Here is a 25,780-nt window from a genome sequence, read left to right as displayed (position 1 = left end):
CTCACACGCTCCGCAACATGCGCCACAGCGCCAGGCAACCCGCAACTTGCAGGCATACGGCGATGATCAGCATCTGCCGCCCACCTGCGTCATTCCACATCCCGAGCATGTAGCCGGGGTTGCTCAACATGAAATAGCTGACCAGTATCAGCGGCAACGACCCCAGGACCCACGCCGTCATCCGGGTTTCGCCGGTGAGGGCGCGCAACTGACGGCTCCCTTGCTCGCGCTCGCGAATCAGCTTGATCAGGTTCTCCAGCAACTCGCTCGCGTTGCCGCCGTACCGATGATTGACCTTCAGGCCCAGGGCAAACATGCGCAATTCATCCTGTTCATACAGCTCGGCAAAGTCATTCACCGCCTCTGGCAGATTCACCCCCAGCTGCACGTTGCGTTGCACCCGACCCATGGCTTTTTTCAGGGGATCCTCGCTGGCGTCGATGGCGCCCATCACTGCATCCGCCAGAGTGCGTCCGGACTTGAGGCTGCGCACCGTGTGGTCCAGCAACTGCGGCAGCTGTTCGACGATCCGGCGAACTTGCCGCCGATAACGCCAGGAGACATACACCCGCAACGCCAGTGGGGGCACCACCAGCATCAGCAGCAAGCCGACCCAACTCGCGACGGCGGCACCGACCAGCATCGACATCGCCCAAAGGGCCAGCCACAGGCCCAGGCGATCGGTAGGCCGGCCAAGTCCTGCGCGCAGAAACGCGCGTTCCAGTCCGGTCCAGGCGGCCTTCTCCGGCACCAGTTCCGGCTGTCCCTGGGCCAGGCGATCAAGCACTCGTTCGCTGCCGGACTTGCGCATGCCCTGCTGGAACAGGCGCACCGAAAGCATCAGCAGCAACAGGCACATCAGGCTCAGCAACAGCGGGCCGATCATCGGTGGGCGCCTCGCGGTCAGTGCTGGGGCGTGATCGAGTCGCGGCGCAGCTTGTCGCCGGCGGGGTTGACCGCCTCGCGCAGAAAGCCGAAACCGGTCCGTCGATCAAGCCGAAACAGGGTGTTGGTCACGTACACGTCGTCGCGGATGCCAACCACTTCCACTACCTCGCTGACGCAGCGACGCCCGTCGGGCATGCGCGTCAGCTGGATCACCACGTCCAGCGCGGCGCAGATCATCTGCCGCAGGGTGCGCTCGGCGATGCTGCGGCCGGTCAGGCCCACCAGGGTCTCCAGGCGCAGCAGGGCGTCCTGCGCGTTGTTGGCATGCACGGTACTCATCGAGCCGTCGTGGCCGGTGTTCATGGCGGTAAGAACATCAACCACTTCCACGCCACGGATTTCGCCGAGAATGATTCGGTCCGGGCGCATCCGCAGGGCGTTGCGGATCAGGTCGCTGGCCTTCACTTCGCCGTGTCCTTCGGCATTCGGCGGACGGGTTTCCAGGCGCACCACGTGCGGGTGGCCGAGCTGAAGTTCGGCGACGTCCTCGATGGTCACCAGGCGTTCGTGCGGATTGATCAGCTGGCTGAGGATATTCAGCAGGGTGGTCTTGCCGGTCCCGGTGCCGCCGCTGATCAGGATGTTGCAGCGCCGGCTGACGGCTTCCTGGATAAAATCGAAGATCGCCTGGTCGATGGTTTGCATCGCCATCAGGTCCGTGCTCTTGAGCATGTCCTTGCGAAACTTTCGAATCGACAGGCACGGGCCGTCGAGGGCAATCGGCGGAATGATGGCGTTGACCCGGCTGCCATCGGGCAGGCGCGCATCGACCATCGGCGAGGACTCGTCGAGCCGTCGTCCAAGCGGTGCAAGGATGCGTTGCATGACGCGCTCAACGTGATGGGCGTCGATGAAGCGCAAGTCGCTCTGGTGCAGTACACCGTCGCGTTCGATAAATACCCGGTGCGGGCCATTGACCAGAATCTCGGTCACCGCCGGGTCGCGCAGCAGCACTTCGAGGGGGCCGAAGCCGGTCAGCTCGTCGACGATTTCTTCGGCCAGGCGCTCCATTTCATAGCGAGAAATCGCCAGGTGCAGACGGGCGATGTACTCGGCGATCTTGTCGATGACAAACTGCGCCAGCACCTGCCGCGTACCCTCCAGCAAGTTTTTCCCGGACTCTTCGATGGCGTCGATGATGTAGCGGTGCAGCACCAGCTTGAGGCCTTCGTGGTCAGTGTTGCCCGCCGCGCTACGGGTCGGCGCGCCGAAAAGTTTTTCACTGGTCATTGCGCGCCCCTCAGTCGGTTGAACCAGCCAGCCTTGGGTTTGGTCAGGCCTTCGGAGCGCTTCGCCAGGCGTTCGCCAAGGGTGCGCAAGCTTTGCGTCAGGGTTTCCCGCGGGGCCAGTTCGAACAGCGACACGCCCTGATTTTTAGCGTTGAGGCGCACCTGCGGGCTGTAGGTGAGCGTGGCGATGACCTCCATGCCGAAGCTCTTGCCCAAGGTTTCTGCATCCGGCGCGACGTCGCGCAGGTAGCGGTCTACCAGCAGCCGCGAGTGGTCGAGTTTCATGCCTTTTTCGCGCCAGTGATTGAGCACCGCGAGGTTGCGACGGCAGTCGAGCACGTTCTGGTCGGTGTACCACAGCAGCTTGTCGCAATGACTGACGAAAGTCCGTAGCGCTTCGCAATCCTGCTGCCCCGTGAGGTTCACCACAATGTGCTGGAAGTGCTGGCGCAGGGCGCTGAGCAGCATGTACAACTCCGCCGCACTGGTGTGTTCCAGCGGCTCATCGGTGGTGGCGTAGGCGAGTATGCGCAGGCCGGCCTCGCAGCGACTGAAAGCGCTGTCGATCAGCGTCGCGTCCAGGCGGCGCAAGTGCCGCAGGGCGTCGCCGAAGTGAAACGAACTCTCCAGTCCGAGCAATGCCAGGCTGTCGCCGCGAGGCAAGCCAAGGTCCAGCAGCAGGGTTTGCTGACCGCTCTTTTGCACCACTTGCGCGAGGTGGGTGGCTAGCAGCGCGCCATCCGCATTGCTCTGCACGCCGTACAGCACGGTCAGGCCACCCAGTAGCGTATTGGGCGCCACCGGTGGCAGACGTTTACTCAGGCGCCGCACCAGGCCGGCGACCTCGCTGGAGCGCGAACCATAAGCAACGAAATCCCGCGCTCCGGCACGCATGGCGTTGAGCACCAACTGGTTGTCCATGCCATCGCCGAGCGCAACGATGGCAAGCATCGGCTTGGCTTCCAGGGCGCCCTCGATCAGCGCGCTCTGGGCTACCACATGTTCGCGATCGAGGCCGACGAACACCAGGTTGGCGAACGTCACGTCCACCAGCGCCAGCAGTTCGTCGAGGCTGCCGCCACCGGCGCTGACCACCTGGCCCAGGGGCGCGAGGGCGCCCTGCAGCCATTCCAGGTCAGTGTTGTTGCGCGTGATCGCGAGGAAGGTCTGACTCAGGCTCTGGCTCATTGCGATAATCCGCTGCGTTTATCGAAGTTGCCGTTTTCGAGGAAGTACATGCGGTAGAAATTCGGGTCGTAGTTGCGCAACTTTTCCCCGGGTAGCGAAGGCAATTGCGCGTTTGCCGCCAATGGCTGCACCAGGTGCGGGGTGACGATCATCAGCAGCTCGCGCTCTTCGCGGTTGATGTTCTGGTCGCGGAAAAATGCGCCGAGAATCGGGATGTCGCCAAGGCCGGGAAACTTGTTTACCTGGGAACTGTTGCGGGTGCTGATCAGGCCGCTGATGACAAAACTTTCGCCATCGGCCAGCGAGATGCTGGTGTCGGTGCGCCGCACGGTCAGCGCCGGCACCACGGTGCCGGCGATATTGACGCCGTTGCTGTAGTCCAGCTCGCTGACTTCCGGCGCTACCTTGAGGGCGATGCGATTGCTGCCGATGATGGTCGGGGTAAGTGTCAGGCGGATGCCGAACTCCTTGTACTCGATCGAGACGTTGTCGCTGCCGGAGCTGGGCACCGGGATCGGGATCTCGCCACCGGCCAGAAAGCTCGCACTCTGCCCGCTCAGCGCCACCAGGCTGGGACGTGCCAGGGTGTAGGCAAAACCGCTGCCTTCGAGGGCATTGATCATCACCATGGTCTTGCCGCCGATCCAGGAAATATTGAACTGACCGTTGTCCACCGGCAGCCGCGGCTGGACTACGCCGTCGATGGTCGGCAAGGTCTTTGGAGACCCGAACAGGAAGTTGCCGCGGGTGCCGAAAATCGAGGTCGACGCTTCCTTGAGTTTGGTCCGGCTGACTTCGACGAAGCGTATATCGGTTTGCACCTGAGAGGGCAGCAGCGCCTCTTCGGACGGCAGCGCGACGGCGGTGAGGGCGGCAGTGGCCTTGCCCTGGACGAACACCATGGTCTGGCGCGGCGTGGTCGAGCAGGCGGTCCAGGCCATCAGGCTGGTGGCGCCGGGGGCCATGCCGGTCAGCAGGAAACCGCTGGCGCCGGTGGTGCGCACGTCAGCGATCTTCGGATCGCCGACAGCCAGGCGTGTGATCGTTACGGGCGACTGCAGCTCCTGTTGCAAGCCTTCACCGACTTCCAGCACGCTGGGCAACGGGCTTAGCGCCGTGCAATTGCTGGTGGCGGCGAGGCTGGAGTCGGCCGCCGCCAGCCACAGGCAGGGGAGTAACGCACGCAGTATCGGCATGGAACAACTGGACATAAAACTGCATCCTTGCTCGATCAGGGGGTTTGTTGGGTAACCTGGTTACCACGAATGACTTCCACCGCACTACGGGCGGCGGCAGTGCGCACGGGGCTGCTGACGGGTGCCTTGGGCGCGCCGCCGAAGGCTAGTTGGGTGAACTGGAACAGGCTGCTGTTGGCTGCATCGAGAAGACCGTGCGCGTCGCTTTCTCCCGCCCAGTAACGGGCCAGTCGCTGCTCCTCGGCGCTGCGCACGGCCAGGCGCAAGGTGCCGACCTGGGTCGCCAGCATCAGCCGGCTGAGCAATGGTTCCGGCACGGCCAGCAGCACGGTGCGGGCAGCGACGCGGCGCTGGTCCTGCTTGATTTTTTCTTCGGCATTCAGGGGCGGCGTAGCGGGTTTGCCGTCATTGGTCAGGCCGAGCTGGTCGCCGACCCCGAGCACGCGCATGGCCGGGATGACGATCTGTGCCGACTGTTGCAGGTTGCTCGCGTCCTGGCGCAGAAACAGCAACACATCGACGTAGTCACCGGGTGCCAATTGCCCCGCGGCGCCGATCACTTCATCGACGGCGACCGCCAGTGCACGTTCATCACTGCGAATCATGCGCGCCAGTGCACCCCCGCTTTCGAAGCTGTCTTCACTGAGCCAAGTGCCGGCGGTGAGGGTGCGCCACGGCGTGCGGCCGACCGCCTGGTCGATGCTGCCAAGGCTACCGGCCGGCGCGCTGCGCAGTTTTTCCACTGCCAGGTCGGCGGCGGTCAATGGTGTGAATGGCGCCACGTCATGCACCAGCACGACCACCGATTGGCGGGTCTGGTCTTCGGCAGTGGCGACGGTTTTTTCGATGGCGACAACAGCGCTCGGTGCCTCGACAGGTTCGGCAACGGGCGCGCGGCTGAGCATCAAGCCCGCGTATCCGGCAACGACTGCGCCGACTAACAGCAATCCTGCAAGGCCCATGGTGACGCGACTGTTCATGACGGCTCTCCCTTTCCTGCTGCAAGACTCGGCCCGTATTCAGACGGGGAAATCTGTGCTCAGGCAGCTATGAACATTCCAACTATTTTGCTATTTGACGGTAGCGCAGGTGGGGCAAAACGCCATTAGTGGGGATGAAAATATCTGTCATGAGTTTGAGATGTGGCCGAAATGTCGGGTTTTTTCAGGTGGTTCAGAAAGGATTAATGCTTTGTGATTAATCCGTTCTTACAGTTGCTGGGGTTGGGTTTGTTGACAATGCTCTGGTGGCACGGAGCAATCATGTCACCGCCCGTGATACCGGTGCCCAGCGGGCCCAAGGAGTTTCAGATGTTTCTTAAACTGTATGTGAAAGTGCGCGTGTTTTTTGAAAGTACTGAAGGGGCTTCGGGTATCGAATACGCGATTGTCGCGGCGATGGTAGCGGTCATGATCGTTGGGTTTATTACGCCGATTGGAGACTGGGTATTCAATACGTTCAAAGGTATTAACACGGTGATTGGCGGCGCAGCCGTTACAAAGCCAGGAGCATAAGATAAACCGGCCGTTTTACGGATCGTAGGCTAATGTGGTTTAACCTAGATTTTCGGTAGCGGGACACCACATGACAGTATCTTCAAACCAACGCCAGCAGCTGCTTTTGGTCGACGACGAAGAAGACGCGCTGCTGGAACTCGCCGAGTTGCTGGAGGGCGAGGGCTTCTGTTGCTTCACGGCAACCTCGGTCAAACTCGCCCTGCACCACCTCACCCGCAATCCGGATATTGCCCTGGTGATCACGGATCTGCGCATGCCGGAGGAAAGCGGCATGTCGCTGATCAAGCGCTTGCGCGAGCACACCTCGCGTCAGCACCTGCCAGTGATCGTCACGTCCGGCCATGCGGACATGGAGGATGTCAGCGACATGCTGCGCCTGCAGGTCCTCGACCTGTTCCGCAAACCCATCTACCACGTGCGTCTGCTGGAAACCCTGAACAACCTGTTCCCGCAACCCCTGGCCCAACTAACCTCCCACTGAACACACCCGGCTCCGCGGATCGGTGACGCACCGCCATTCGGCGAGCACCCGATCCCCGTAGGAGCTGCCGAAGGCTGCGATCTTTTGATCTGGCGATCTGCCGGACCATCAAGATCAAAAGATCGCAGCCTTCGGCAGCTCCTACCGTGAGACTGCTCTTACACCGATCACCTGTGGGAGCGAGCCTGCTCGCGATGGCTGTTTAACATCCACCATTGCAATCGCCAGCAAGCGGGCTCCTGCAGTGAGGTGTGGTGTACCGCCAGGGGTTCACCGGGGCGGATCGATTTGATCCAGCACGCGGTTTGCGTGAATACAATTTGGACGGCCGGGCCGTCCAGATTGTTCATCAAGCAATCGGCGACCAATGCCCCACCATATGCTCAAGCTCCCCAGCCCCAAGCAGCTGAAAATCCCCGCTCGATCCCGCCGCACTCGCCAGCAACGTCACCTCACTGGGCAATCGCACCGGCTTCATGAACTGCACGGCAATCTCCACATTCGCCGTCGGCAGGTGGTCGGCGAGTGCCGCTAGCGTCCTGGCCTTGTTCCACAAACCATGGGCAATGGCGGTGGGAAAACCGAACAACTTGGCGCTGAGTGCACTCAGGTGGATCGGGTTGTAGTCGCCAGAGACCTTGGCGTACTGCCGGCCAAGGTCCGCAGGAGCTTTCCACTGCGCCACCTGAGTCATCGGCAGCAGTGGTGCCAATACCTCGTCCACCGGTTCACCCTCAAGCTTGACGCCACGGCAGAGCATCCGGCTCTCGGCCTCCCACAACGGCCCCAGCTGATCATCCAGGGTCGTCATCAGGTCGAAGGTCGCACCTTTGCCATGGGGTTGCAGGTTCTGCACCTGCACGCTGACGCGCACCCGGCCCACCCCGCCCATCGGTCGCAGCACGCGAATTTTATTGCTCAGGTGGATCAACCCGAGCAGCGGAAACGGAAACTCCTTGGCTGTCAGCAGCTGCATCTGCAAGGCAAACGCGAGGACGTGCGGATAGGTCGGTGGCAGCAACGCGGTGTCGGCAAATCCGCAGACTTTGCGGTAGGCCGCCAGACGCTTGGGATCGACATCGACCCCACTGCGCAACCCGGAATCAGGGAGGGTAGCGCCAGTGATTTTGCGTCGAGTTGCGGCCCGAATGTACAGGTCCGCCAGGCGCGGTTCGCTGTCGAGTGTGTGCCAGTCGGTCGTCATCTTCATGCCCCCAGGACGCTTTGCCCACAGACCCGCAACGCCTGGCCGGTGAACGCGCCAGTACCGGGCTGGGCGAGCCAGGCGACGGCTTCGGCTACGTCCTGGGGCAAGCCGCCCTGGCCCAGGGAACTCATGCGTCGACCGGCCTCGCGCAGGGCGAACGGGATGTGTGCGGTCATTTGGGTTTCGATGAACCCCGGTGCCACGGCATTGATGCTGATGCCGCGTTCTTTGAGCAGCGGCGCCCAGGCTTCTGCGAGGCCGATCAACCCGGCCTTGCTGGCGGCGTAATTGGTTTGCCCGCGGTTGCCGGCGATGCCGCTGATGGAGGCCAGCAGAATCACCCGGGCGTCGTCGCGCAGGGTGCCGTGGTCGAGCAGGGCCTTAGTCAGCACTTGCGGTGCATTGAGGTTGACCGCCAGTACGGCATCCCAGAATTCCGGCGTCATGTTGGCCAGGGTTTTATCCCGGGTAATGCCCGCGTTGTGCACCACGATGTCGATGCCGTCGGGCAGTTGCTCGATCAATTGTGCGGCGGCGTCCTCGGCGCAGATGTCGAGGGTGATGCTGCGCCCGCCGAGACGTGCGGCGAGGGCTTCGAGGTCGGATTTAGCCGGTGGCACATCCAGCAGTACCACCTCGGCACCGTCACGAGCGAGTGTCTCGGCGATCGAGGCACCGATGCCGCGGGCCGCGCCGGTGACCAGCGCCTTGCGCCCGGCCAGGGGGCGGGTCCAGTCGGTCACCGGGGTATCGCAGGCGGTCAGGCGGATGACCTGGCCGGAGACGAACGCACTTTTCGGTGAGAGGAAAAATCGCAATGGACCTTCCAGCTGATCTTCGGCGCCTTCGCCCACGTAGATCAATTGCAGGGTGCCGCCGCTGCGCAGTTCCTTGGCCAGCGAGCGGCTGAAGCCTTCCAGTGCGCGCTGGGCGCTGGCGGCAAACGGGTCGCTCAAGCCTTGGGGCGAACGACCGAGAATGACCAGGTGCGCGCTGTGATCGAGATTTTTCATCAGCGGCTGGAAGAACTCGCGCAGCTGTTTGAGCTGATCGGTGTGCACCAGGTTACTGGCGTCGAATACCACAGCCTTGAGCTTGGGGCCGTGCCCGGGAATCCACGGGGTGGCCAGCGACGGCTCGGTGCCGTAACCGTAGATCGCGTCGGTCAGGCGGTTGGCGAAGGCACCGACTTTTTCCGTCAGCGGGCCGCCGCCAATCAGTAGCGCACCTTCGACGGGGCGCAGCCTGCCCGCTTGCCATCGTTCCAGGCGAACCGGCGACGGCAGGCCCATGGCACCGACCAGGCGATGGCCGATGGATGAATTGGCGAAGTCGATATAGCGGTCAGACATGGAACGCACTCCGGAAGCTGGGGTTCAAAGTGTGGACCATGAATGGCGATCAGTCGTTCGATCCACGAGATAAGGCCTACGCTGGAACACAGCAGATTAGTTGTTGCGGGCTTTTTCAGGGCGCAACAGAACCTGAATTGGAACAAGGCCCTGTGGGAGTGAGCCTGCTCGCGATGCGGTGTGTCAGTCGCCTGAATGTTGAAGGTGCCATAGCCATCGCCAGCAGGCTGGCTCCCACAGGGAGCGGGTTTGAATTATTGAATTTAAAAAGGAGCTTTTCATGACTCAATTGCGCCGCGTCGCGATCATAGGCGGTAACCGTATCCCCTTCGCCCGCTCCAATGGGCCCTACGCCACAGCCAGCAACCAGGCGATGCTCACCGCTGCACTCGAAGGCCTGATCGAACGCTACAATTTGCACGGCCAGCGCATGGGTGAAGTGGTGGCCGGGGCAGTTCTAAAATTGTCACGGGATATGAACCTGACTCGCGAGTGCGTGCTCGGCTCGCGCCTATCCCCGCATACGCCGGCCTATGACATTCAGCAGGCGTGCGGTACCGGACTGGAAGCTGCGTTGCTGGTGGCCAACAAGATCGCCCTGGGCCAGATCGATTGCGCGATTGCTGGTGGCGTCGACACCACCTCGGATGCGCCGATCAGTGTCAGCGAAGGTCTGCGCCGAATCCTCCTGCAGGCCAATCGCGGCAAGACCACCGCCGACAAGCTGAAAACCTTTCTGCAGTTGCGCCCCCAGCATCTGATTCCCGAGTTCCCGCGCAACGGTGAGCCACGCACCGGCTTATCCATGGGTCAGCACTGCGAACTGATGGCGCAGACCTGGAACATTCCTCGCGAAGAACAGGATCTGCTGGCCCTGGAGAGTCATCGCAACCTGGCCGCGTCTTACACCGAAGGCTGGCACAACGACCTGATGACGCCATTCCTGGGCCTCACTCGAGACAACAATCTGCGCCCCGACCTGACCCTGGAAAAACTCGCCGCGTTGAAGCCGGCCTTCGAAAAAAGCGCCAAGGGCACCCTGACCGCAGGCAACTCCACGCCGCTCACCGATGGCGCCTCGCTGGTGTTGCTGGGCAGTGAAGAGTGGGCGAAAGAACGTGGCTTACCGATTCTCGCCTATTGGCGTGACGGTGAGACGGCGGCGGTGGATTTCGTCAACGGTGCTGAAGGCTTGCTGATGGCGCCGGTGTACGCAGTGCCGCGCTTGCTGGCGCGCAACGGCCTGACGCTGCAGGATTTTGATTACTACGAAATTCACGAAGCGTTCGCCGCCCAGGTGCTCTGCACGTTAAAAGCCTGGGAAGACCCGGAGTACTGCAAGACCCGCTTGGGCCTCGACGCTCCGTTGGGCGCCATCGACCGCAGCCGGCTCAACGTCAAGGGCAGCTCCCTGGCGGCAGGGCATCCGTTCGCCGCGACTGGCGCACGCATCGTCGCCAACCTGGCGAAGCTGCTGGATGCGGCGGGTAAGGGGCGTGGCCTGATCTCGATCTGCGCGGCGGGTGGGCAAGGTGTTACGGCGATTATCGAGCGTTGAGGGTCCCAGCCCCGTTGAAAAATCCTTTGAATCCGGCCAAATTGACTGCGCAAGATCGGCACATTGTGTGCATCTTTTAGCGATTTGCAGCGTTCATAGGTCGGCAACCCCTCCCACCGGCGAGTGGATTGCCGTATAACGAATGACTTTCGCGTGTTTGGTAATAAAGGACCCACAATAAAAGCTGATGAAGACTCCAAAACGCATTGAACCCCTGATCGAGGACGGTCTGGTCGACGAGGTGCTGCGCCCACTCATGAGTGGTAAAGAAGCAGCTGTTTATGTGGTGCGCTGCGGCAACGAGTTACGTTGCGCGAAGGTCTACAAGGAGGCGAATAAACGCAGTTTCCGTCAGGCGGCCGAGTATCAGGAAGGCCGCAAGGTGCGCAACAGCCGTCAGGCCCGGGCCATGGCCAAGGGCTCGAAGTTCGGCAAGAAAGAAACCGAGGACGCCTGGCAGAACGCCGAAGTGGCGGCTCTGTTTCGTCTGGCCGGCGCTGGCGTGCGGGTGCCCAAGCCGTACGACTTCCTCGAAGGCGTGCTGCTGATGGAACTGGTGGCCGATGAGTACGGTGATGCCGCGCCGCGTTTGAACGACGTGGTGCTGGAGCCGGACCAGGCGCGCGAATATCACGCGTTCCTGATTTCGCAGATCGTGCTGATGTTGTGTACCGGCCTGGTGCACGGTGACCTGTCCGAGTTCAACGTACTGTTGACCCCGACCGGCCCGGTGATCATCGACTTGCCCCAGGCAGTGGACGCGGCGGGTAACAACCACGCGTTCAGCATGCTGGAGCGGGACGTCGGCAACATGGCCTCGTACTTCGGGCGTTTTGCCCCGGAGTTGAAGAAGACCAAGTACGCCAAGGAGATGTGGGCCTTGTACGAAGCCGGCACCCTGCACCCGGCCAGCATCCTGACGGGCGAGTTCGACGAGCCGGAAGAGTTGGCTGACGTTGGCGGAGTCATCCGCGAGATCGAGGCCGCACGCCTGGATGAAGAGCGCAAGCAGGCGGTGCGCGCGGCAGATGACGCGCCACCGAACAAGACCGAAGAACCGCCTCCGCCTTGGATGCAGTGATCGGATAAAAAAACCCGGCTTCGGCCGGGTTTTTTGTGGGGGTATTGGTTTGAAACCGGGTCGTCTGCATTGCGGGCAAGCCTTGCTCCCACAGATATCGCGGGCAGCCTTGCTCCCACAGGCATGGATGCAAAGCTTGCTCCTGCAGTGGCGAGGCACCGTCCTCTGTGGGAGCAAGGCTTGCCCGCGATGGCGTCAGACCAGGCGATCTCCACTCATCAAGGGCAATCAGGAACGGGCAGGTTCGACGCAACACCCCGACTCAAGATTCTTGAGAATCGGGCAGTCGGGGCGGTGGTCGCCCTGACAATGTTCAACCAGGTCCTGCAGCGTGTCGCGCAACTGGCCGAGCTCGCGGATTTTCTGGTTCAGCTCCTCGATATGCTGTCGGGCCAGGGCCTTCACGTCGGCGCTGGCGCGTTGCCGGTCCTGCCAGAGGGTCAGCAGCTTGCCGACCTCTTCCAGGGAAAACCCCAGGTCCCGGGAACGCTTGATGAACGCCAGCGTGTGCAGGTCATCGTCGCCATACACGCGATATCCGCTGTCGGTGCGATGGGCAGGTTTGAGCAGGCCAATGGACTCGTAGTAACGAAGCATCTTGGCGCTCAGGCCGCTGTGGCGGGCCGCTTGGCCGATGTTCATTGGTTGTCCTCCAGGTCCTTGGGTTTCCAGGTTTTCAACAGTAGCGCATTGCTGACCACGCTGACGCTCGACAATGCCATGGCCGCGCCGGCCAGTACCGGGTTGAGGAAACCGAAGGCGGCCAGGGGAATGCCGATCAGGTTATAGACGAAGGCCCAGAACAGGTTCTGCCGGATCTTCGCGTAGGTCTTGCGGCTGATTTCCAGCGCCGCAGGCACCAGGCGTGGATCGCCGCGCATCAGGGTGATCCCGGCCGCGTGCATCGCCACGTCGGTGCCTCCGCCCATGGCAATGCCGATGTCGGCAGCGGCCAGGGCGGGGGCGTCATTGATGCCGTCGCCGACCATGGCGACGACGCCGGTTTTCTTCAGTTCGGCAACGGTGGCCGCTTTGTCGGCCGGCAGCACTTCGGCGTGAACGTCGGTGATACCCAGCGCCTCGGCAACTACTTTGGCGCTACCACGGTTGTCACCGGTCAACAGGTGGCTGCTGATATTGCGTGCGCCGAGCTGCTGCACGGCCTGCAGTGCACCGGGCTTGAGGGTGTCGCCGAAGGCGAACAGACCCAGCACCCGCGGCTCGGGGCTTTGTTCGATCAGCCACGACAGCGTGCGTCCCTCGGTTTCCCATGCGCTGGCCGAGGCCGCCAGAGGGCCGGCGCTCAGGCCGGTTTCTTCCAGCAGACGCCGATTGCCCAGCGCCAGGCGGCGCCCTTGCAGCGTGCCGGCGATGCCGCGTCCGGTCAGCGACTGGCTGTCGCTGACATCGGCGACGTCCAGCCCGCGATCCTTGCACGCATCCAGGACGGCCTTGGCCAGCGGATGCTCGCTGCCCCGTTGCAGGGCGCCGGCATTTTGCAGCAAGACATTTTCGTCGCCCTCGATCGCGCTGAGGTGAGCGATTCGCGGAGCACCCGAGGTCAGCGTGCCGGTCTTGTCGAACACCACCGCGCTGACTTCATGGGCGCGTTCCAGCGCTTCGGCATCCTTGATCAGAATACCGTGGCGCGCCGCGACCCCGGTACCGGCCATGATCGCCGTGGGAGTGGCCAAGCCAAGGGCACAAGGGCAGGCGATCACCAGCACCGCAACCGCATTGATCAGTGCCGTTTCGATTGGCGCGCCATACAGCCACCAGCCCACCAGGGTGGCCAGGGCGATCAGCAGAACCGTAGGGACGAAGACCTGGCTGACTTTATCCACCAGTTTCTGGATGGGGGCCTTTGCCGCCTGGGCGTCTTCCACCAGGCGGATGATGCGCGCCAGTACGGTTTCTGCACCCAGTGCCTGGGTGCTTACCAACAGGCGACCCTCGCCATTAATCGCGCCACCGGTGACCTTGTCGCCGGGTTGCTTTGGCACCGGCAGGCTTTCGCCACTGATCAGCGCTTCGTCGGCATGGCTCTGGCCTTCGACCACTTCGCCATCTACCGGGAAACGTTCACCGGGCTTGACCATTACCAGGTCACCGAGGCGCAGGGCACTGATGGCGACGTCTTGCTCGCGGCCATCAATCACCTGTATCGCCCGTTCCGGGCGCAAGGCTTCAAGGGCGCGGATGGCGCTGGCGGTCTGGCGCTTGGCGCGGCTTTCCAAATATTTACCCAGCAGCACCAGGGCGATCACCACCGCCGACGCCTCGAAATACAGGTGCGGCATGCGCCCGGCAGCGGTGGCCCATTCATAGATACTCAGGCCGTAACCGGCGCTGGTGCCCAGGGCGACCAGCAGGTCCATGTTGCCGGCGCCGGCGCGGACGGCCTTCCAGGCTGCCACGTAAAAGCGTGCACCGAAGATGAACTGCACCGGGGTCGCCAGGGCGAATTGCGCCCAGGCCGGGAGCATCCAGTGCACGCCGAATGGCTGCAGGAGCATCGGCAACACCAGCGGCAGGGCGAGGGCCATCGCCATGATCACGATCCAGCGTTCGCGGTGCAGGCGTTGCTGTTGATTATCGGTGGAGGAGTGTTCGACTTCCCAGACGCTGGCCGAGTAGCCCGCCTTGCTGACAGCCTCAATGAGGATCTGCGGGTCGACCTGGCCGAGCAATTCGAGGTGCGCACGCTCGTTGGCCAGGTTGACGCTGACGCTCTTCACGCCTGGTACTTTGGCCAGCGCGCGTTCGACCCGGCCGACGCAGGAGGCGCAGGTCATGCCGTCGATGCTCAGTTCAAGGTTTTGCTGTGGCACGCTGTAGCCGGCTTGTTGCACGGCCTGCATCAAGGCCGGCAGGCTGTCGCCGGGTGCCTGCACCCGGGCCTGTTCGGTGGCCAGGTTGACGCTGACGGCGCTGGCGCCGCGGACTTTGCTCAAGGCCCGCTCAACCCGCCCGGCGCAGCTGGCGCAGGTCATGCCGGTAATCGGCAGGTCGAACGTTGTGGTTTCACTCATGGTCACGCTCCCTGTAGTGGATGCCTACAGGATCAACCTTGCCATGCTGGCAAGGTCAAGCGCCAATATCATCCTGACCTGACCTGACCTGACCTGACCTAATCTGTTTGATTTGTTTGATTTGATCTGTGGGAGCAAAGCTTGCTCGCGATGGGGGCTTCAGGTGTACATATCCATTGTTGCGGTAACGGCTTCTATTGGTTCCGCCCTTACGGCGGGTCACTTTGAAAGCGCAAAGTAACCAAACGCTTTCTGCCCCACCACTCGGCACCTCGCCTAGGCTCGGTGTGCCCGAACGCAGGCATTGCTCTGCGGGCCGCTGCGACGGGCCATCCATGGCCCAACGCAGCTAAACCGGCATCCTTGCCGGTTTACCCGCTACGCAATGCCTGCGTTCGGCCAGCGTGGTTTACGGGGCGTCCGCGATCAAAAACCGGACCGTGGCGGCCTTCGGGCCGACCAAGGCATCAAGCCGGCACGCTGCGGTGGTGTGATCGGGCACACCCTCCGAGCTGACGCTTCCCCTGTAGGAGTGAGCCTGCTCGCGATGGACGCTAACGATAACGCGCACTCCCTGGAAAACCGCAGCCAACTGTAGGAGCAAGCTTGCTCGCGATGGTCGTCAACGATAACGCCTACTTTCTGGATAAACGCGGCGCCCTCAAATCTATCGCGAGCGGGCTCACTCCTACAGGGAAATGTTGCACACGGCTTCGACAGGTTCTGTGCGACTCAATAACCCAACGCCGCAGGCTTGAGATACATCCCTTCCTGCGTCATCGCAATCCGGAACTTCAGCACATCCCCGGCCTTCAGCTTGATAGTCTGCGAACCCGGCGCCAGCATCCCCGGATTGCACCCCGGGGCCTGGCCCGGCAGCAGTTTCAGGCGCAGGGAGACGTCGCCCGGTGGCAGGTTGAATGAGGTGCTTTGTTCCTGGAACAGGCGCGCGGACAGCTGGTCCTGCAGGTACACGCCGATTTCGCAGTTGGTCGACACTTCCAGGCGCTCGCGGGAAATGATCAGCACCCCGTAATCCTCCCCGGCGGCGTTGACCGAAGGCAGGGTAGCGAAGAGGCCGAGAAAGCCGAACAGGCTGAGAGCTGACCAGCGCATGGCTGAATCTCCTGAGGTCGAAGTCATTGATGCACGCAGCTTGGCCGAGCTCGGCGGCGATTGCCAGCCCGGCCGTTCAATTCAGAACTTGACCTTGCCACGGTGGCAAGCTCGAGACTGGCTCCAACCTAATCAACCGGAGTCATCCCATGCAAGTATTCAAAGTTCAAGGCATGTCCTGCGGTCACTGCGTCAAGTCCATTACCCAGGCGCTCCAGGCCAAGGATCCGGCGGCCAGCATCCGCATCGACCTCGCGGCAAAAGAAGTTGGCGTCGAGAGCGCACTGACGGTCGAGCAGGTGATAGCGGCGATTACCGAAGAGGGCTATGAAGCCAAGTTGGCGTAGGTTTTATTAGTTAGCGACCTAACGTAATGTTCAAGGCGTCCATCCGACGCTAGACTGGGGTGCTGCTGACCTCAGTCTCACTGGATGCCTGATGAACTTCCGTATCATTCTGATTCTTGGCGCCTTGAGCGCGTTTGCGCCTCTGGCGATCGATTTTTATCTGCCCGCCTTCCCTGCGATGGCCCTGGCCTTCGGCACCGATGAACAACATGTTCAAGTGACATTGGCGGCTTATTTCCTCGGGCTGTCGATCGGTCAATTGATCTACGGTCCGATTGCCGATCGTTTCGGACGGCGGATACCATTGCTCAGCGGCGTGGTGCTGTTCACCGTTGCCTCTCTGGCCTGCGCCTTTGCGCCAACCCTCGAATGGCTGATTGGCGCGCGCTTCGTCCAGGCGCTGGGCGGGTGCGCTGGGATGGTGATTTCGCGGGCAATCGTCAGCGACAAATGCGATGCGGTGGGCTCGGCCAAGGTCTTTTCCCAGCTGATGCTGGTGATGGGGCTGGCGCCGATTCTTGCGCCGATGCTGGGTGGCTTGCTGGTCAACACCACGGGCTGGCAGTCGATCTTCCTGGTGCTCACGGGTTTCAGTGCGCTGGCGGCGGTGGCCGTCGCGCGGGGATTGCCGGAAAGCATGCCCGCGCATATGCCGCGCCAACCGCTGTCCGGTTCGTTGCGGCAGTACGGCCGGCTGCTGGCGGACCGGGTCTTCCTCGGCCACGCCCTGACTGGCGGTATCGCCATCGCCGGGATGTTTGCCTACATCGCCGGCTCGCCTTTTGTCTTCATCAAACTCTACGGCGTGCCGGCCGAGCATTTTGGCTGGTTGTTCGGGACCAATGCGGCGGGCTTCATCCTGGTCGCGCAGGTCAACGCCCGGCTGCTGGCCAAACGTGGGCCGGCGTTCCTGCTGGTACGCGCGGTATGGGTCTACCTGGCGGCAGGCCTGGCGCTGCTCGCCGTCAGCGCGCTGCAGACCGAAAAACTGTGGCCATTGTTGATCCCTCTGTTCATTTGCATCGCCAGCCTGGGGTGCATTCTGCCCAACGCATCGGCTTGCGCGATGAACGGCCAGGGCACCCGCGCGGGCAGTGCCTCGGCGTTGCTCGGCTGCATTCAATTCAGCATCGCGGCTGGGGCCGCCTCGCTGGTGGGGATTTTGTATGACGGCACGGCCATGCCGATGGCCATGGTCATCAGCTTGTGCGCCATTCTGGTGGTGAGCGTTGCGCTGCTCACCCGACGTTTACAAAATGCCCGGGCGCTGCTGCAAGCCCAGGTCTGAAGAGGGACTCAGCCAGCAGCGCGCTGCTGTTGGTCGGGGAACTGATGGGGGGCGTGCAGGCGCGCTTCGAGGGTTCGAGTAAAGGCGCGCGCTTCGGCTTCGCTGCGGAATGTCACGGCGTGCTGGTCCAGGCGGACTTGCCACTGGGAACGGGCCACTTCTTTTATCAGGATCTTCATTGCTGACCTCCTATAAGTAAAAGATTTACCTTGCAGAGGCCTCGATTGTAGACCCGATTGAGGGCGCAATTGTGACAACGGTCAACTCTCTGACTGACGGTGGCGCTCCCCTTGCGAGCGACACCGCCATAGTCCCTTTTAGAAACCTTCCAGAACGATCTTGCCTTTCGCTTTGCCGCTTTCCAGTAACTCGTGGGCACGTCGCAGGTTCGCCGCGTTGATGCTGCCGAAGTGCTCGCCAACCGTGGTTTTCAAAGTGCCGGCGTCGATCAGCTGGGCCACTCGGTTAAGCAGCTTGTGTTGTTCGATCATGTCGGCGGTTTCAAACAGCGAACGGGTGTACATGAACTCCCAGTGCAGCGACAGGCTCTTGCGCTTGAGCTTGGTGATGTCCAGAGACTTCGGATCATCGATCAGCGCCAGTTTGCCTTGAGGTGCCAGGGCTTCGACCAGCTGGTCCAGATGCTGGTCGGTCTGGGTCAGGCTGGCGACGTGAGTCACCTGTTCAACGCCTGCGCGCTTGAGTTCGTCACTGAGCGGCTGGCTGTGATCGATCACCAGGTCCGCGCCCAGCTCGCGCACCCAGTCCTGGGTCTGCTGCCGCGAAGCAGTACCGATGACTTGCAGCCCGGTGAGCTGGCTCGCCAGTTGTGTGAGGATCGAGCCGACTCCGCCAGCCGCTCCAACGATCAACAGGCTCTGGCCCTCGGCCGCTTGGCCTTCACGCACCTGCAGGCGCTCGAACAGCAATTCCCAAGCGGTGATTGCGGTCAGCGGCAGGGCAGCGGCTTCGGCAAAACCCAGGGTCTTCGGCATGTGGCCGACGATTCGCTCATCCACCACATGCAACTCGCTGTTGCCTCCTGCGCGCGCAATGGAGCCAGCGTAGAACACCTTGTCTCCGGCCTTGAACAGTGTCACTTCACTGCCGACGGCTTTGACCACGCCCGCCACATCCCAGCCCAGCACTTTCGCCACACCAGCTTCCGGCTGGACGTTCTGCCGGACCTTGGTGTCCACCGGGTTGACCGAGATCGCTTTGACTTCAACCAGCAGGTCGCGCGGGCCGGCAACCGGCTCCGGCAGCTCGATGTCCTGCAGGGAACTGGCGTCGCTGATCGGCAGGGAAGCGTAGTAGGCGATGGCTTTCATGGAGCACTCCAATAAATCGGGTTGATTTCGATGGGGCAGATGATTGGTTATTTCTACCGAAGATAAAACCCGCTAAAAGAGAGGTCTCTTTCAATTTTTTTTTGATAATAGGCCGTTCATGCTGCGTTTTGATGACCTGCAATTATTCGTTCGCGCCGCCGACCTGGGCAGCCTTTCGGCGGCCGCGCGGGGTATGGACATGTCGCCGGCGGTGGCCAGCGCGGCGTTGAAACGAATTGAACAGCAATTGGGCGCGCGCTTGCTGGCCCGATCCACCCGCAGCCTGCGCCTGACCGCCGAAGGTGAAGGCTTTCTGGAATACGCCCGTGCGGCGTTGAGCAATATTGAAGAAGGCCGGCGCCTGTTGGCCAGTGGTCAGGACCAGGTCAGCGGAGTGTTGCAGCTGTCGGCGCCTTCGGACTTCGGCCGCAACGTGTTGCTGCCCTGGCTGGACGAATTCCAACGCGAGCATCCCAAGCTGACGGTGCGCCTGCTGCTGGGCGACCGGATTGCCGACCTGTTTCGCCAGCCGGTGGACATCGCCTTGCGCTACGGTGAGCCGGAAGATTCAAGCCTGGTGGCGCTGCCCATTGCTCCGCACAACCGCCGCGTATTGTGTGCGGCGCCGAGTTACCTGGCCAGGCATGGCGAGCCGCGACACCTCGAGCAATTGGCCCAGCACAATTGCCTGTTGTACATGCTCGGCAGCCGGGTCCACGACCACTGGACTTTCCATGACGGCAAGCGCGAGGTTGGCCTGACGGTGAGCGGCGATCGCTTCAGCGACGATGCCGATGTGGTGCGCCTGTGGGCGGTGGCGGGCACTGGCATTGCCTATAAGTCCTGGCTGGACGTTGCCGAGGATGTGCTGGCCGGCCGCTTGCAGATTCTGCTGCCGGAACTGACTTGCGAGCGCGCTCCGCTGAATTTGTTGTGCGCACATCGCGCACAATTGAGTAAGCCTGTGAACCTTTTACGAGAGATGCTCGCCAGTCGATGCGCGCTGTTAAGCAGGCAATTTCCTGGATTATCAGGAGCAGGGCATTAATCGCTGGCAAATAGAGAAATTTCCTTCAGGAACTATCACCTCTGAAGCGTCCCCGGAGGGCAGGAAGCAGCGCACAAGAGGCTTATAATGGCGGTCGCCATGGGGCTGCAGCGTTTGACTTTCCACGCAAGTCCACGTTCGAACCGGTTCGGCAAAGCATTGGCGTCCGTGATGGATGGCTCGCGCCGGTGCAGCGCCTTGGCCGAGGCAGGATTGCGGATCAAGATACCGGTGAGCAGTCGACGAATCGATTCAACAGGGAGTGAGTACATGGAACATGCACCTTGCATCAGCCAGATTGCCACCTTGCTGGCTGACCCAAAGCGCAGCGCGATGATGTGGGCCTTGATGGACGGCTCGGCGCACCAGGCCGAAGACCTTGCATTACTGGCCGGGCTATCAGCGTCTTCAGCCAATGCACACTTGGGGCGCTTGTCCGCTGGAGGTCTGGTGAAGGTAGAAAATCGTGGTCGCAAGCGTTTCTTCCGCCTGGCCGCGCCGGAGATCGGCGCTGCAGTCCAGGCCTTGGCCAGCGCCACCCTGGCCAGCACTCCCGCGAAAATTCCGGATATCTTCAAACGCTCGGCACCTGTCAGCAGACCGCAACCGGCGCCTTCGCCGCTGTTGCGGGCACGCCTGTGCGATGAACATCTCGGTGGCACCCTGGCGGCAGATCTTTATCAGCGTTTGGTGGAAGCGCGATGGATCGAGCAGTCGGAGCGGCGAGTGTCCATTACCCATAAGGGCTCCACGCAACTGGCGACGCGCGGGGTGTTCATCCAGGCCCTGGCCCATCGCAACGGTCAAGTCGCCTGCGCCTGCCCCGACTGGAGTGAGAGACGCCCACACCTGGGTGGAACGCTGGGTGCGGCGTTGCTGCAGTTGTTCCTGCAATCGGGATGGCTGAGCCTGCCCAACGATTCACCGGCGTTGCAGGTGACGGTCGCGGGGCAGCGGGAGATCAATCGATTTGCCAGGGAGACCGAGTTGGAGTTGGCGGTGTAGATTTGCGTTATCGTTCATCGCGGGCAAGCCTTGCTCCCACAGGGGTAATGCAGAAGCCTTGCTCCCACAGTGGTAATGCACAAGCCTTGCTCCCACAGGATCAGTGCCTGTGTGAGCAAGTATTGTTCCTGCAGACAGTCCCTGTGGGAGCAAGGCTTGCCCGCGATGGCGGTGCTGGATCCTTAAGGCTTGACCAGTCGCGCATCCAGGCTGTTCTGCGCCAGGCGTTGCGCCTGGTCCTGGGTCATGCCCAAGTGGGTGTGCAGGGCGTGGAAGTTCTCTGTCACATACCCGCCAAAGTACGCAGGGTCATCAGAGTTAACCGTGACCTTCACCCCACGTTCCAGCATGTCCAGGATGTTGTGCTGGGACATGTGATCGAACACGCAAAGCTTGGTGTTCGACAGCGGGCAGACGGTCAGCGGGATCTGCTCGTCAATGATCCGCTGCATCAGGCGCTCGTCTTCGATGGCGCGCACGCCATGGTCGATGCGCTGGATTTTCAGCAGGTCGAGAGCCTCCCAGATGTATTCCGGCGGACCTTCTTCACCGGCGTGGGCAACGGTCAGGAAGCCTTCGTGACGCGCGCGGTCGAACACTCGCTGAAACTTGCTCGGCGGATGCCCCATCTCGGAGCTGTCCAGGCCGACGGCGACGAATGCATCGCGGAACGGCAGCGCCTGGTCCAGGGTTTTCTCGGCTTCTTCTTCGCTCAGGTGGCGCAGAAAGCTCAGGATCAAACCACTGGTGATGCCCAGTTGCTGCTCGCCGTCTTTCAAGGCGGCAGCGATGCCATTGACCACCACCTCGAAAGGTACGCCACGGTCGGTGTGGGTTTGCGGGTCGAAAAACGGCTCGGTGTGAATCACGTTCTGCGCCTTGCAGCGCAACAGGTAGGCCCAGGTCAGGTCGTAGAAATCCTGCGAGGTGCGCAACACGTCGGCACCCTGGTAATACAGGTCGAGAAACTCTTGCAAGTTGTTGAAGGCGTACGCCTTGCGCAGGGTTTCCACATCGCTCCACGGCAGGGCGATCTTGTTGCGTTCGGCCAGGGCGAACAGCAGCTCGGGCTCCAGCGAACCCTCGAGGTGCAGGTGCAGTTCAGCCTTGGGCAGGGCGTTCAGCCAGTCGTACATATTCATTTCTCATCATGTGCAGATGGCGGTCATTCTACAGATGCGCGCTGCAACAATTGGTGAAACCTGACCAGGCGGTTCATCACAGTGCCTCCGGCTCCCGGCGATAGGCATAGGTGTCGGCGAATCGTGACAGCAGGAATTCGGCGCAGGTGGTGGCCGGGTATCTGGCCGGATGTTGCTCGTCCTGACAGCCGGGCAAGCACTCGATCAATGTGTCGGGGTGCGGCTCGGCGAAGAACGGCATCGAATAACGGTCCACCCCCAGCGGGCTGATCACCCGGTGCGGCGTCGACAGGTAACGGTCGTTGCTCCAGCGCGCCATCATGTCGCCGAGGTTGACCACAAACGTGCCTTCGATGGGCGGCGCGTCGATCCACTCGCCCTTGACGTTGCGCACTTGCAGCCCACCGGCGGCGTCCTGGTAGAGCAGGGTAATGCAGCCGTAGTCGGTGTGCGCGCCGGCGCCTTGCTGTTCTTCGCTGGAGGCGGTGTGGCGCGGCGGGTAGTGGATCATCCGCAGGACGCTGACGGGCTGGCTGAAGCGCGAATCAAAGAAGTCGGGTTCGATGTCCAGCGCCAGGGTCATGGCGCGCAGCAGGGTTTGGGCGAGGGCCTGCATGTCGAGGTAGTGCTGTTCCATCAAGGTTTCCCAGCCGGCAATCGCTGGATGGCGGTTGGGCCCGCGTAGCGGTTTTTCCGCCAGCACCTCGGGATGATCGGCCGGCAGGTGCATCCCCATGTCGAAGGTTTCCTTCAGGTCGCTGGGTTTGCCGGGGTCAAGTTGCTCGGTGGCGATGGCGCCGTAGCCGCGATGGTGGCGAGTCTGGGTGATGTCGATCTGCAGTTTTTCGGCACTGGGCAGGGCGAAGAAATGCCGGGCCTGGTCGAGTACCGCTTCGATGCGCACAGGGCTGATCGGGTGGCCTTTGATGTAGAAAAAGCCCCATTCGCGGCAGGCGTGGTCGATTTGTGCGGCCACGGCCGGCCAGGCCGATGGGTCGTTGGAGTAGAGCGGGGCGATGTCGATGACGGGAAGGCTGTTCATGCGGTTGTCCTGAAAATGTGCAGATCGAATAACACCGGAGATCTAATTGTGGGAGCGGGCTTGCTCGCGAAGGGGTCGTGCCAGTCACCGATGATGTCGGCTGACACACCGCCTTCGCGAGCAAGCCCGCTCCCACAGGGGGTAATGTATGTGGGCTGAAAAATTTACTTCGGTATCTCGGCCTTCATGCCTTCCACGTAGTAGTTCATCGAAGCCAGTTCGGCATTCGTCGCAGTCACCCCCGCCGGGATTTTCTCGGCACCGGCCTGATCCTTGATAGGCCCGGTGAACGGGTGGAACGCGCCACTCTTGATGTCGGCAATGATCTGCTCGGCTTCAACTTTCACCGGTGCCGGCACCAGGTCGCTGATCGGCAGTTGAACCGTGCCTTCCTTCAGGCCACCCCAGTAATCCTGCGACTTCCAGGTTTTATCCAGCACGCTCTGCGTGGCCTGAATGTAGTGCGGGGCCCAGTCGTTGACGATGGATGTCAGCACCGCTTTCGGCCCGAAGTGCGCCATGTCCGAAGCGTAGCCGACGGCATACACGCCGCGACGTTCGGCGGCCTGGATTGGCGCCGGGCTGTCGGTGTGCTGGAACACCACGTCCACGCCCTGGTCGATCAGCGCATTGGCGGCATCGGCTTCCTTGCCCGGATCAAACCAGGAGTTGACCCACACCACTTTGATTTCAGTGCCGGGGTTGTACTTGTTCAGGGCCAGCTGGATGGCATTGATGTCGCGGATCACTTCAGGGATCGGGAAGGACGCGACGTAGCCGATTTTTTTGCTCTTGGTCATCTTGGCCGCGAGGAACCCGCCGACGTAGCGCCCTTCATAAGTGCGTGCCAGGTAAGTGCCGAGGTTCCTGTCCTGTTTGTAACCGGTGGCGTGTTCGAAGGTCACCTTGGGAAATTGCTTGGCAACTTTCAGGGTCGGGTTCATGTAGCCGAAGGATGTGCTGAAGATCAGATCGTACTTGTCCTTGGCCATGTTGCGGATCACCCGTTCGGCATCGGCGCCTTCGGGGACGTTTTCCACGTAGTTGGTGGTGATCTGGTCACCGAATTTCTCCGCCAGCGCCTTGCGTCCCTGTTCATGCTGATACGTCCAGCCGTGGTCACCGATCGGGCCGATGTAGACGAAACCGACTTTCAGCGGTTCGGCGGCAGTGGCGGTCAGGCTGGCGCTCAGACCGATGGCTGCGGCGACGGCGCAAAGCAGTTTCTTCAACGGACGGTTGTGCATGAATTGAAACTCCATGTTGTTGTGAGGTTGGCAAGGGCAATGCAAATTGCTGACCAACAGGACAACAAAGTCAAAAGATCGCAGCCTTCGGCAGCTCCTACAGGGGCGCGTTTCAAGGTAGGAGCTGCCGGAGGCTGCGATCTTTTGATCTACCAGGACCAACCCGGTGCACCTGACCGACCTTGCGCCATCCACTGGTGCGCTAAGGTGTAACGAAACGTTAGCGCCACGCCGCAGTCAGTAGCTCATCACATCAATTGCGCTTCACTCGGTTAAAAGGCCTGCAATGCTCACACTCCTCAAGCAAGAAAAGTTTCTGCTGCTGGCCCTGCTCGCCGCGTTCGTCGCCTATCCACTAGAGCATTGGCTGCTGCACAGCGGCCAGGCTGTCGCCTTGATCGGCGGGCTGGTGCTGATTGCGTTTATCGTGGTCGCCTCGATGCGCGTGGCCCACCACGCCGAATTGCTCGCGGAAAAAGTCGGTGATCCCTACGGCACGATGATCCTGACGCTGGCCGCCGTGCTGGTGGAAGTGGTGATCCTGGCGATCATGATGAGCAACGAAGCGTCGCCTACCCTGGTGCGCGACACGATCTACTCGGCGGTCATGCTCGACATCAACGGCATCCTCGGCCTGGCCGCCTTGATGGGCGGGATCAAGCACGGCGAGCAGTCCTATAACGACGATTCGGCGCGCAGCTATAGCGTGATGATCCTCACCGCCATGGGCGTGTCGATGGTGGTGCCGGAGTTCATTCCCGAGGCGAACTGGAAGATCTATTCGGGCTTCACCATTGGTGCGATGGTCGTGCTGTATGCGCTGTTCCTGCGCATGCAGGTCGGGCCGCACAGTTATTTCTTCAGCTACAGCTACCCGGAAAAACGCAAGCGCAAGGAGCCGGTTGAGGCCGAGCCGGCACCTGTGAGCCTGTCGGTGTCGATTGGCACGCTGGTGTTTGGGGTGATGGTGATCGGCGCGCTGGCCGAGGTGATGTCCAAGACCCTCGACCTGGGCCTGGAAGGAACGGGTGCTCCGCCGGTGATCACGGCGATCCTGGTGGCAGCGATTTCCGCTGCGCCCGAGATTCTCACGGCATTGCGCGCGGCCCTCGCCAACCGTATGCAGTCGGTGGTCAACATCGCCATGGGGGCGTCGTTATCGACGGTGATCCTCACCGTCCCGGTCATGGAAGCGATGGCGCTCTACACCGGCCAGCCGTTCCAGATGGCAATGACCCCGGTGCAGACGGTGATGATCTTCCTCACGCTGATCGTCAGTGCGATCAACCTCAACGATGGCGAGACCAATGCCATCGAAGGGATGACGCATTTTGTGTTGTTTGCGACGTTTATCATGTTGTCGTTACTGGGCCTCTGAGAGCATCGCGGGCAAGCCTTGCTCCCACAGGTTCTATGCCATTTTGA

The 25,780-nt window shown here is 61.7% G+C and carries 25 protein-coding genes; 10 read left to right on the top strand and 15 right to left on the bottom strand.

Annotation, left to right across the window (positions count from 1 at the left end; all coding sequences use genetic code 11):
• Position 1 precedes the first annotated feature (1 nt).
• Genes ACYZTK_RS12185 through cpaB form a run of 5 tightly spaced genes read right to left on the bottom strand, consistent with a single transcriptional unit; the run spans position 2 to position 5,541 of the window.
• Positions 2-886, bottom strand: a complete 885-nt coding sequence (locus ACYZTK_RS12185; RefSeq protein ID WP_462014655.1) for a type II secretion system F family protein — start codon at positions 884-886, stop codon at positions 2-4.
• A 17-nt stretch (positions 887-903) separates the two neighbouring features.
• Positions 904-2,178 (bottom strand): CpaF family protein, encoded by a 1,275-nt coding sequence (locus ACYZTK_RS12180; protein ID WP_462014654.1) that lies wholly within the window; start codon positions 2,176-2,178, stop codon positions 904-906.
• Positions 2,175-3,365 carry an AAA family ATPase gene (locus ACYZTK_RS12175; RefSeq protein WP_462014653.1) on the bottom strand — a complete coding sequence of 397 codons (1,191 nt, stop codon included), beginning with the start codon at positions 3,363-3,365 and terminating at the stop codon, positions 2,175-2,177. Before ACYZTK_RS12175 ends, ACYZTK_RS12180 begins: the two co-directional genes overlap by 4 nt.
• Complete coding sequence (locus ACYZTK_RS12170; protein WP_462014900.1) at positions 3,362-4,561, bottom strand: type II and III secretion system protein family protein; 1,200 nt, start codon at positions 4,559-4,561, stop codon at positions 3,362-3,364. The genes ACYZTK_RS12175 and ACYZTK_RS12170 overlap by 4 nt, the downstream gene beginning before the upstream one ends.
• Positions 4,562-4,596: 35 nt before the next feature.
• Entirely contained in the window at positions 4,597-5,541 is a 945-nt protein-coding gene (cpaB, locus tag ACYZTK_RS12165) for a Flp pilus assembly protein CpaB (RefSeq protein ID WP_462014652.1), read from the bottom strand.
• Between the two features lie 330 nt (positions 5,542-5,871).
• Between cpaB and ACYZTK_RS12160 the strand changes: the two genes are divergently transcribed.
• Together ACYZTK_RS12160 and ACYZTK_RS12155 are read left to right on the top strand one after the other, a co-directional pair.
• The gene (locus tag ACYZTK_RS12160) at positions 5,872-6,075 is read left to right on the top strand and encodes a Flp family type IVb pilin (protein ID WP_462014651.1); all 204 of its coding nucleotides are present in this window, start codon (positions 5,872-5,874) and stop codon (positions 6,073-6,075) included.
• Between the two features lie 70 nt (positions 6,076-6,145).
• The gene (locus tag ACYZTK_RS12155) at positions 6,146-6,559 is read left to right on the top strand and encodes a response regulator (protein WP_462014650.1); all 414 of its coding nucleotides are present in this window, start codon (positions 6,146-6,148) and stop codon (positions 6,557-6,559) included.
• Positions 6,560-6,908: 349 nt separating this feature from the next.
• Here ACYZTK_RS12155 and ACYZTK_RS12150 read toward each other — a convergent pair whose 3' ends face one another.
• Together ACYZTK_RS12150 and ACYZTK_RS12145 are read right to left on the bottom strand one after the other, a co-directional pair.
• Positions 6,909-7,763 carry a MaoC family dehydratase gene (locus ACYZTK_RS12150; RefSeq protein WP_462014899.1) on the bottom strand — a complete coding sequence of 285 codons (855 nt, stop codon included), beginning with the start codon at positions 7,761-7,763 and terminating at the stop codon, positions 6,909-6,911.
• Between the two features lie 2 nt (positions 7,764-7,765).
• Positions 7,766-9,118, bottom strand: coding sequence for a 3-oxoacyl-ACP reductase (locus ACYZTK_RS12145; protein WP_462014649.1), 1,353 nt, complete (start codon positions 9,116-9,118; stop codon positions 7,766-7,768).
• A gap of 38 nt (positions 9,119-9,156) precedes the next feature.
• On the opposite strand from ACYZTK_RS12145, the gene ACYZTK_RS12140 reads away from it, so the two are divergent.
• The 3 genes from ACYZTK_RS12140 to ACYZTK_RS12130 all read left to right on the top strand — a co-directional run bounded on the left by ACYZTK_RS12140 (position 9,157) and on the right by ACYZTK_RS12130 (position 11,757).
• Complete coding sequence (locus ACYZTK_RS12140; RefSeq protein ID WP_462014648.1) at positions 9,157-9,402, top strand: hypothetical protein; 246 nt, start codon at positions 9,157-9,159, stop codon at positions 9,400-9,402.
• Positions 9,399-10,676 carry an acetyl-CoA C-acetyltransferase gene (locus tag ACYZTK_RS12135; protein ID WP_462014647.1) on the top strand — a complete coding sequence of 426 codons (1,278 nt, stop codon included), beginning with the start codon at positions 9,399-9,401 and terminating at the stop codon, positions 10,674-10,676. Before ACYZTK_RS12140 ends, ACYZTK_RS12135 begins: the two co-directional genes overlap by 4 nt.
• Before the next feature lie 187 nt (positions 10,677-10,863).
• Complete coding sequence (locus tag ACYZTK_RS12130; RefSeq protein ID WP_462014646.1) at positions 10,864-11,757, top strand: PA4780 family RIO1-like protein kinase; 894 nt, start codon at positions 10,864-10,866, stop codon at positions 11,755-11,757.
• 228 nt (positions 11,758-11,985) lie between these two features.
• Here ACYZTK_RS12130 and cueR read toward each other — a convergent pair whose 3' ends face one another.
• From cueR to ACYZTK_RS12115, 3 genes are all read right to left on the bottom strand, one after another.
• Entirely contained in the window at positions 11,986-12,399 is a 414-nt protein-coding gene (gene cueR / locus ACYZTK_RS12125) for a Cu(I)-responsive transcriptional regulator (RefSeq protein WP_462014645.1), read from the bottom strand.
• Positions 12,396-14,789 (bottom strand): heavy metal translocating P-type ATPase, encoded by a 2,394-nt coding sequence (locus ACYZTK_RS12120; RefSeq protein WP_462014644.1) that lies wholly within the window; start codon positions 14,787-14,789, stop codon positions 12,396-12,398. Before ACYZTK_RS12120 ends, cueR begins: the two co-directional genes overlap by 4 nt.
• A 732-nt stretch (positions 14,790-15,521) precedes the next feature.
• Positions 15,522-15,905, bottom strand: coding sequence for a hypothetical protein (locus ACYZTK_RS12115; protein ID WP_462014643.1), 384 nt, complete (start codon positions 15,903-15,905; stop codon positions 15,522-15,524).
• A 149-nt stretch (positions 15,906-16,054) separates the two neighbouring features.
• Here ACYZTK_RS12115 and ACYZTK_RS12110 point away from each other — a divergent pair, with 149 nt between their 5' ends.
• On the top strand, positions 16,055-16,252 hold the full coding sequence (locus tag ACYZTK_RS12110) for a heavy-metal-associated domain-containing protein (protein ID WP_462014642.1): 198 nt from the start codon (positions 16,055-16,057) through the stop codon (positions 16,250-16,252).
• 91 nt (positions 16,253-16,343) lie between these two features.
• Positions 16,344-17,540: a multidrug effflux MFS transporter gene (locus ACYZTK_RS12105; protein WP_462014641.1), complete on the top strand. Its 1,197-nt coding sequence runs from the start codon at positions 16,344-16,346 to the stop codon at positions 17,538-17,540.
• An 8-nt stretch (positions 17,541-17,548) separates the two neighbouring features.
• Here ACYZTK_RS12105 and ACYZTK_RS12100 read toward each other — a convergent pair whose 3' ends face one another.
• Complete coding sequence (locus ACYZTK_RS12100; protein WP_314531463.1) at positions 17,549-17,719, bottom strand: hypothetical protein; 171 nt, start codon at positions 17,717-17,719, stop codon at positions 17,549-17,551.
• 138 nt (positions 17,720-17,857) lie between these two features.
• On the bottom strand, positions 17,858-18,871 hold the full coding sequence (locus tag ACYZTK_RS12095) for a zinc-binding alcohol dehydrogenase family protein (protein WP_462014640.1): 1,014 nt from the start codon (positions 18,869-18,871) through the stop codon (positions 17,858-17,860).
• 118 nt (positions 18,872-18,989) lie between these two features.
• Here ACYZTK_RS12095 and ACYZTK_RS12090 point away from each other — a divergent pair, with 118 nt between their 5' ends.
• Both ACYZTK_RS12090 and ACYZTK_RS12085 read left to right on the top strand, forming a co-directional pair.
• Positions 18,990-19,919 carry a LysR family transcriptional regulator gene (locus ACYZTK_RS12090; protein ID WP_462014639.1) on the top strand — a complete coding sequence of 310 codons (930 nt, stop codon included), beginning with the start codon at positions 18,990-18,992 and terminating at the stop codon, positions 19,917-19,919.
• A gap of 270 nt (positions 19,920-20,189) precedes the next feature.
• The gene (locus ACYZTK_RS12085) at positions 20,190-20,924 is read left to right on the top strand and encodes an ArsR/SmtB family transcription factor (RefSeq protein WP_462014638.1); all 735 of its coding nucleotides are present in this window, start codon (positions 20,190-20,192) and stop codon (positions 20,922-20,924) included.
• Positions 20,925-21,106: 182 nt separating this feature from the next.
• Here ACYZTK_RS12085 and ACYZTK_RS12080 read toward each other — a convergent pair whose 3' ends face one another.
• The 3 genes from ACYZTK_RS12080 to ACYZTK_RS12070 form a co-directional block, all read right to left on the bottom strand.
• Positions 21,107-22,060 carry an adenosine deaminase gene (locus ACYZTK_RS12080; protein WP_462014898.1) on the bottom strand — a complete coding sequence of 318 codons (954 nt, stop codon included), beginning with the start codon at positions 22,058-22,060 and terminating at the stop codon, positions 21,107-21,109.
• Between the two features lie 82 nt (positions 22,061-22,142).
• On the bottom strand, positions 22,143-23,108 hold the full coding sequence (locus ACYZTK_RS12075; protein ID WP_462014637.1) for a 2-oxoglutarate and iron-dependent oxygenase domain-containing protein: 966 nt from the start codon (positions 23,106-23,108) through the stop codon (positions 22,143-22,145).
• Between the two features lie 164 nt (positions 23,109-23,272).
• Positions 23,273-24,355, bottom strand: a complete 1,083-nt coding sequence (locus ACYZTK_RS12070) for a BMP family ABC transporter substrate-binding protein (protein WP_462014636.1) — start codon at positions 24,353-24,355, stop codon at positions 23,273-23,275.
• A 286-nt stretch (positions 24,356-24,641) separates the two neighbouring features.
• Here ACYZTK_RS12070 and ACYZTK_RS12065 point away from each other — a divergent pair, with 286 nt between their 5' ends.
• Positions 24,642-25,733, top strand: a complete 1,092-nt coding sequence (locus ACYZTK_RS12065) for a calcium:cation antiporter (RefSeq protein WP_462014635.1) — start codon at positions 24,642-24,644, stop codon at positions 25,731-25,733.
• The last annotated feature ends 47 nt before the right edge of the window (positions 25,734-25,780 follow it).

It is taken from the genome of Pseudomonas sp. LB3P31, from assembly GCF_054897945.1.
Note: the sequence above shows the minus strand (reverse complement) of the source record. Positions and strands in the feature narration are given on the sequence as shown.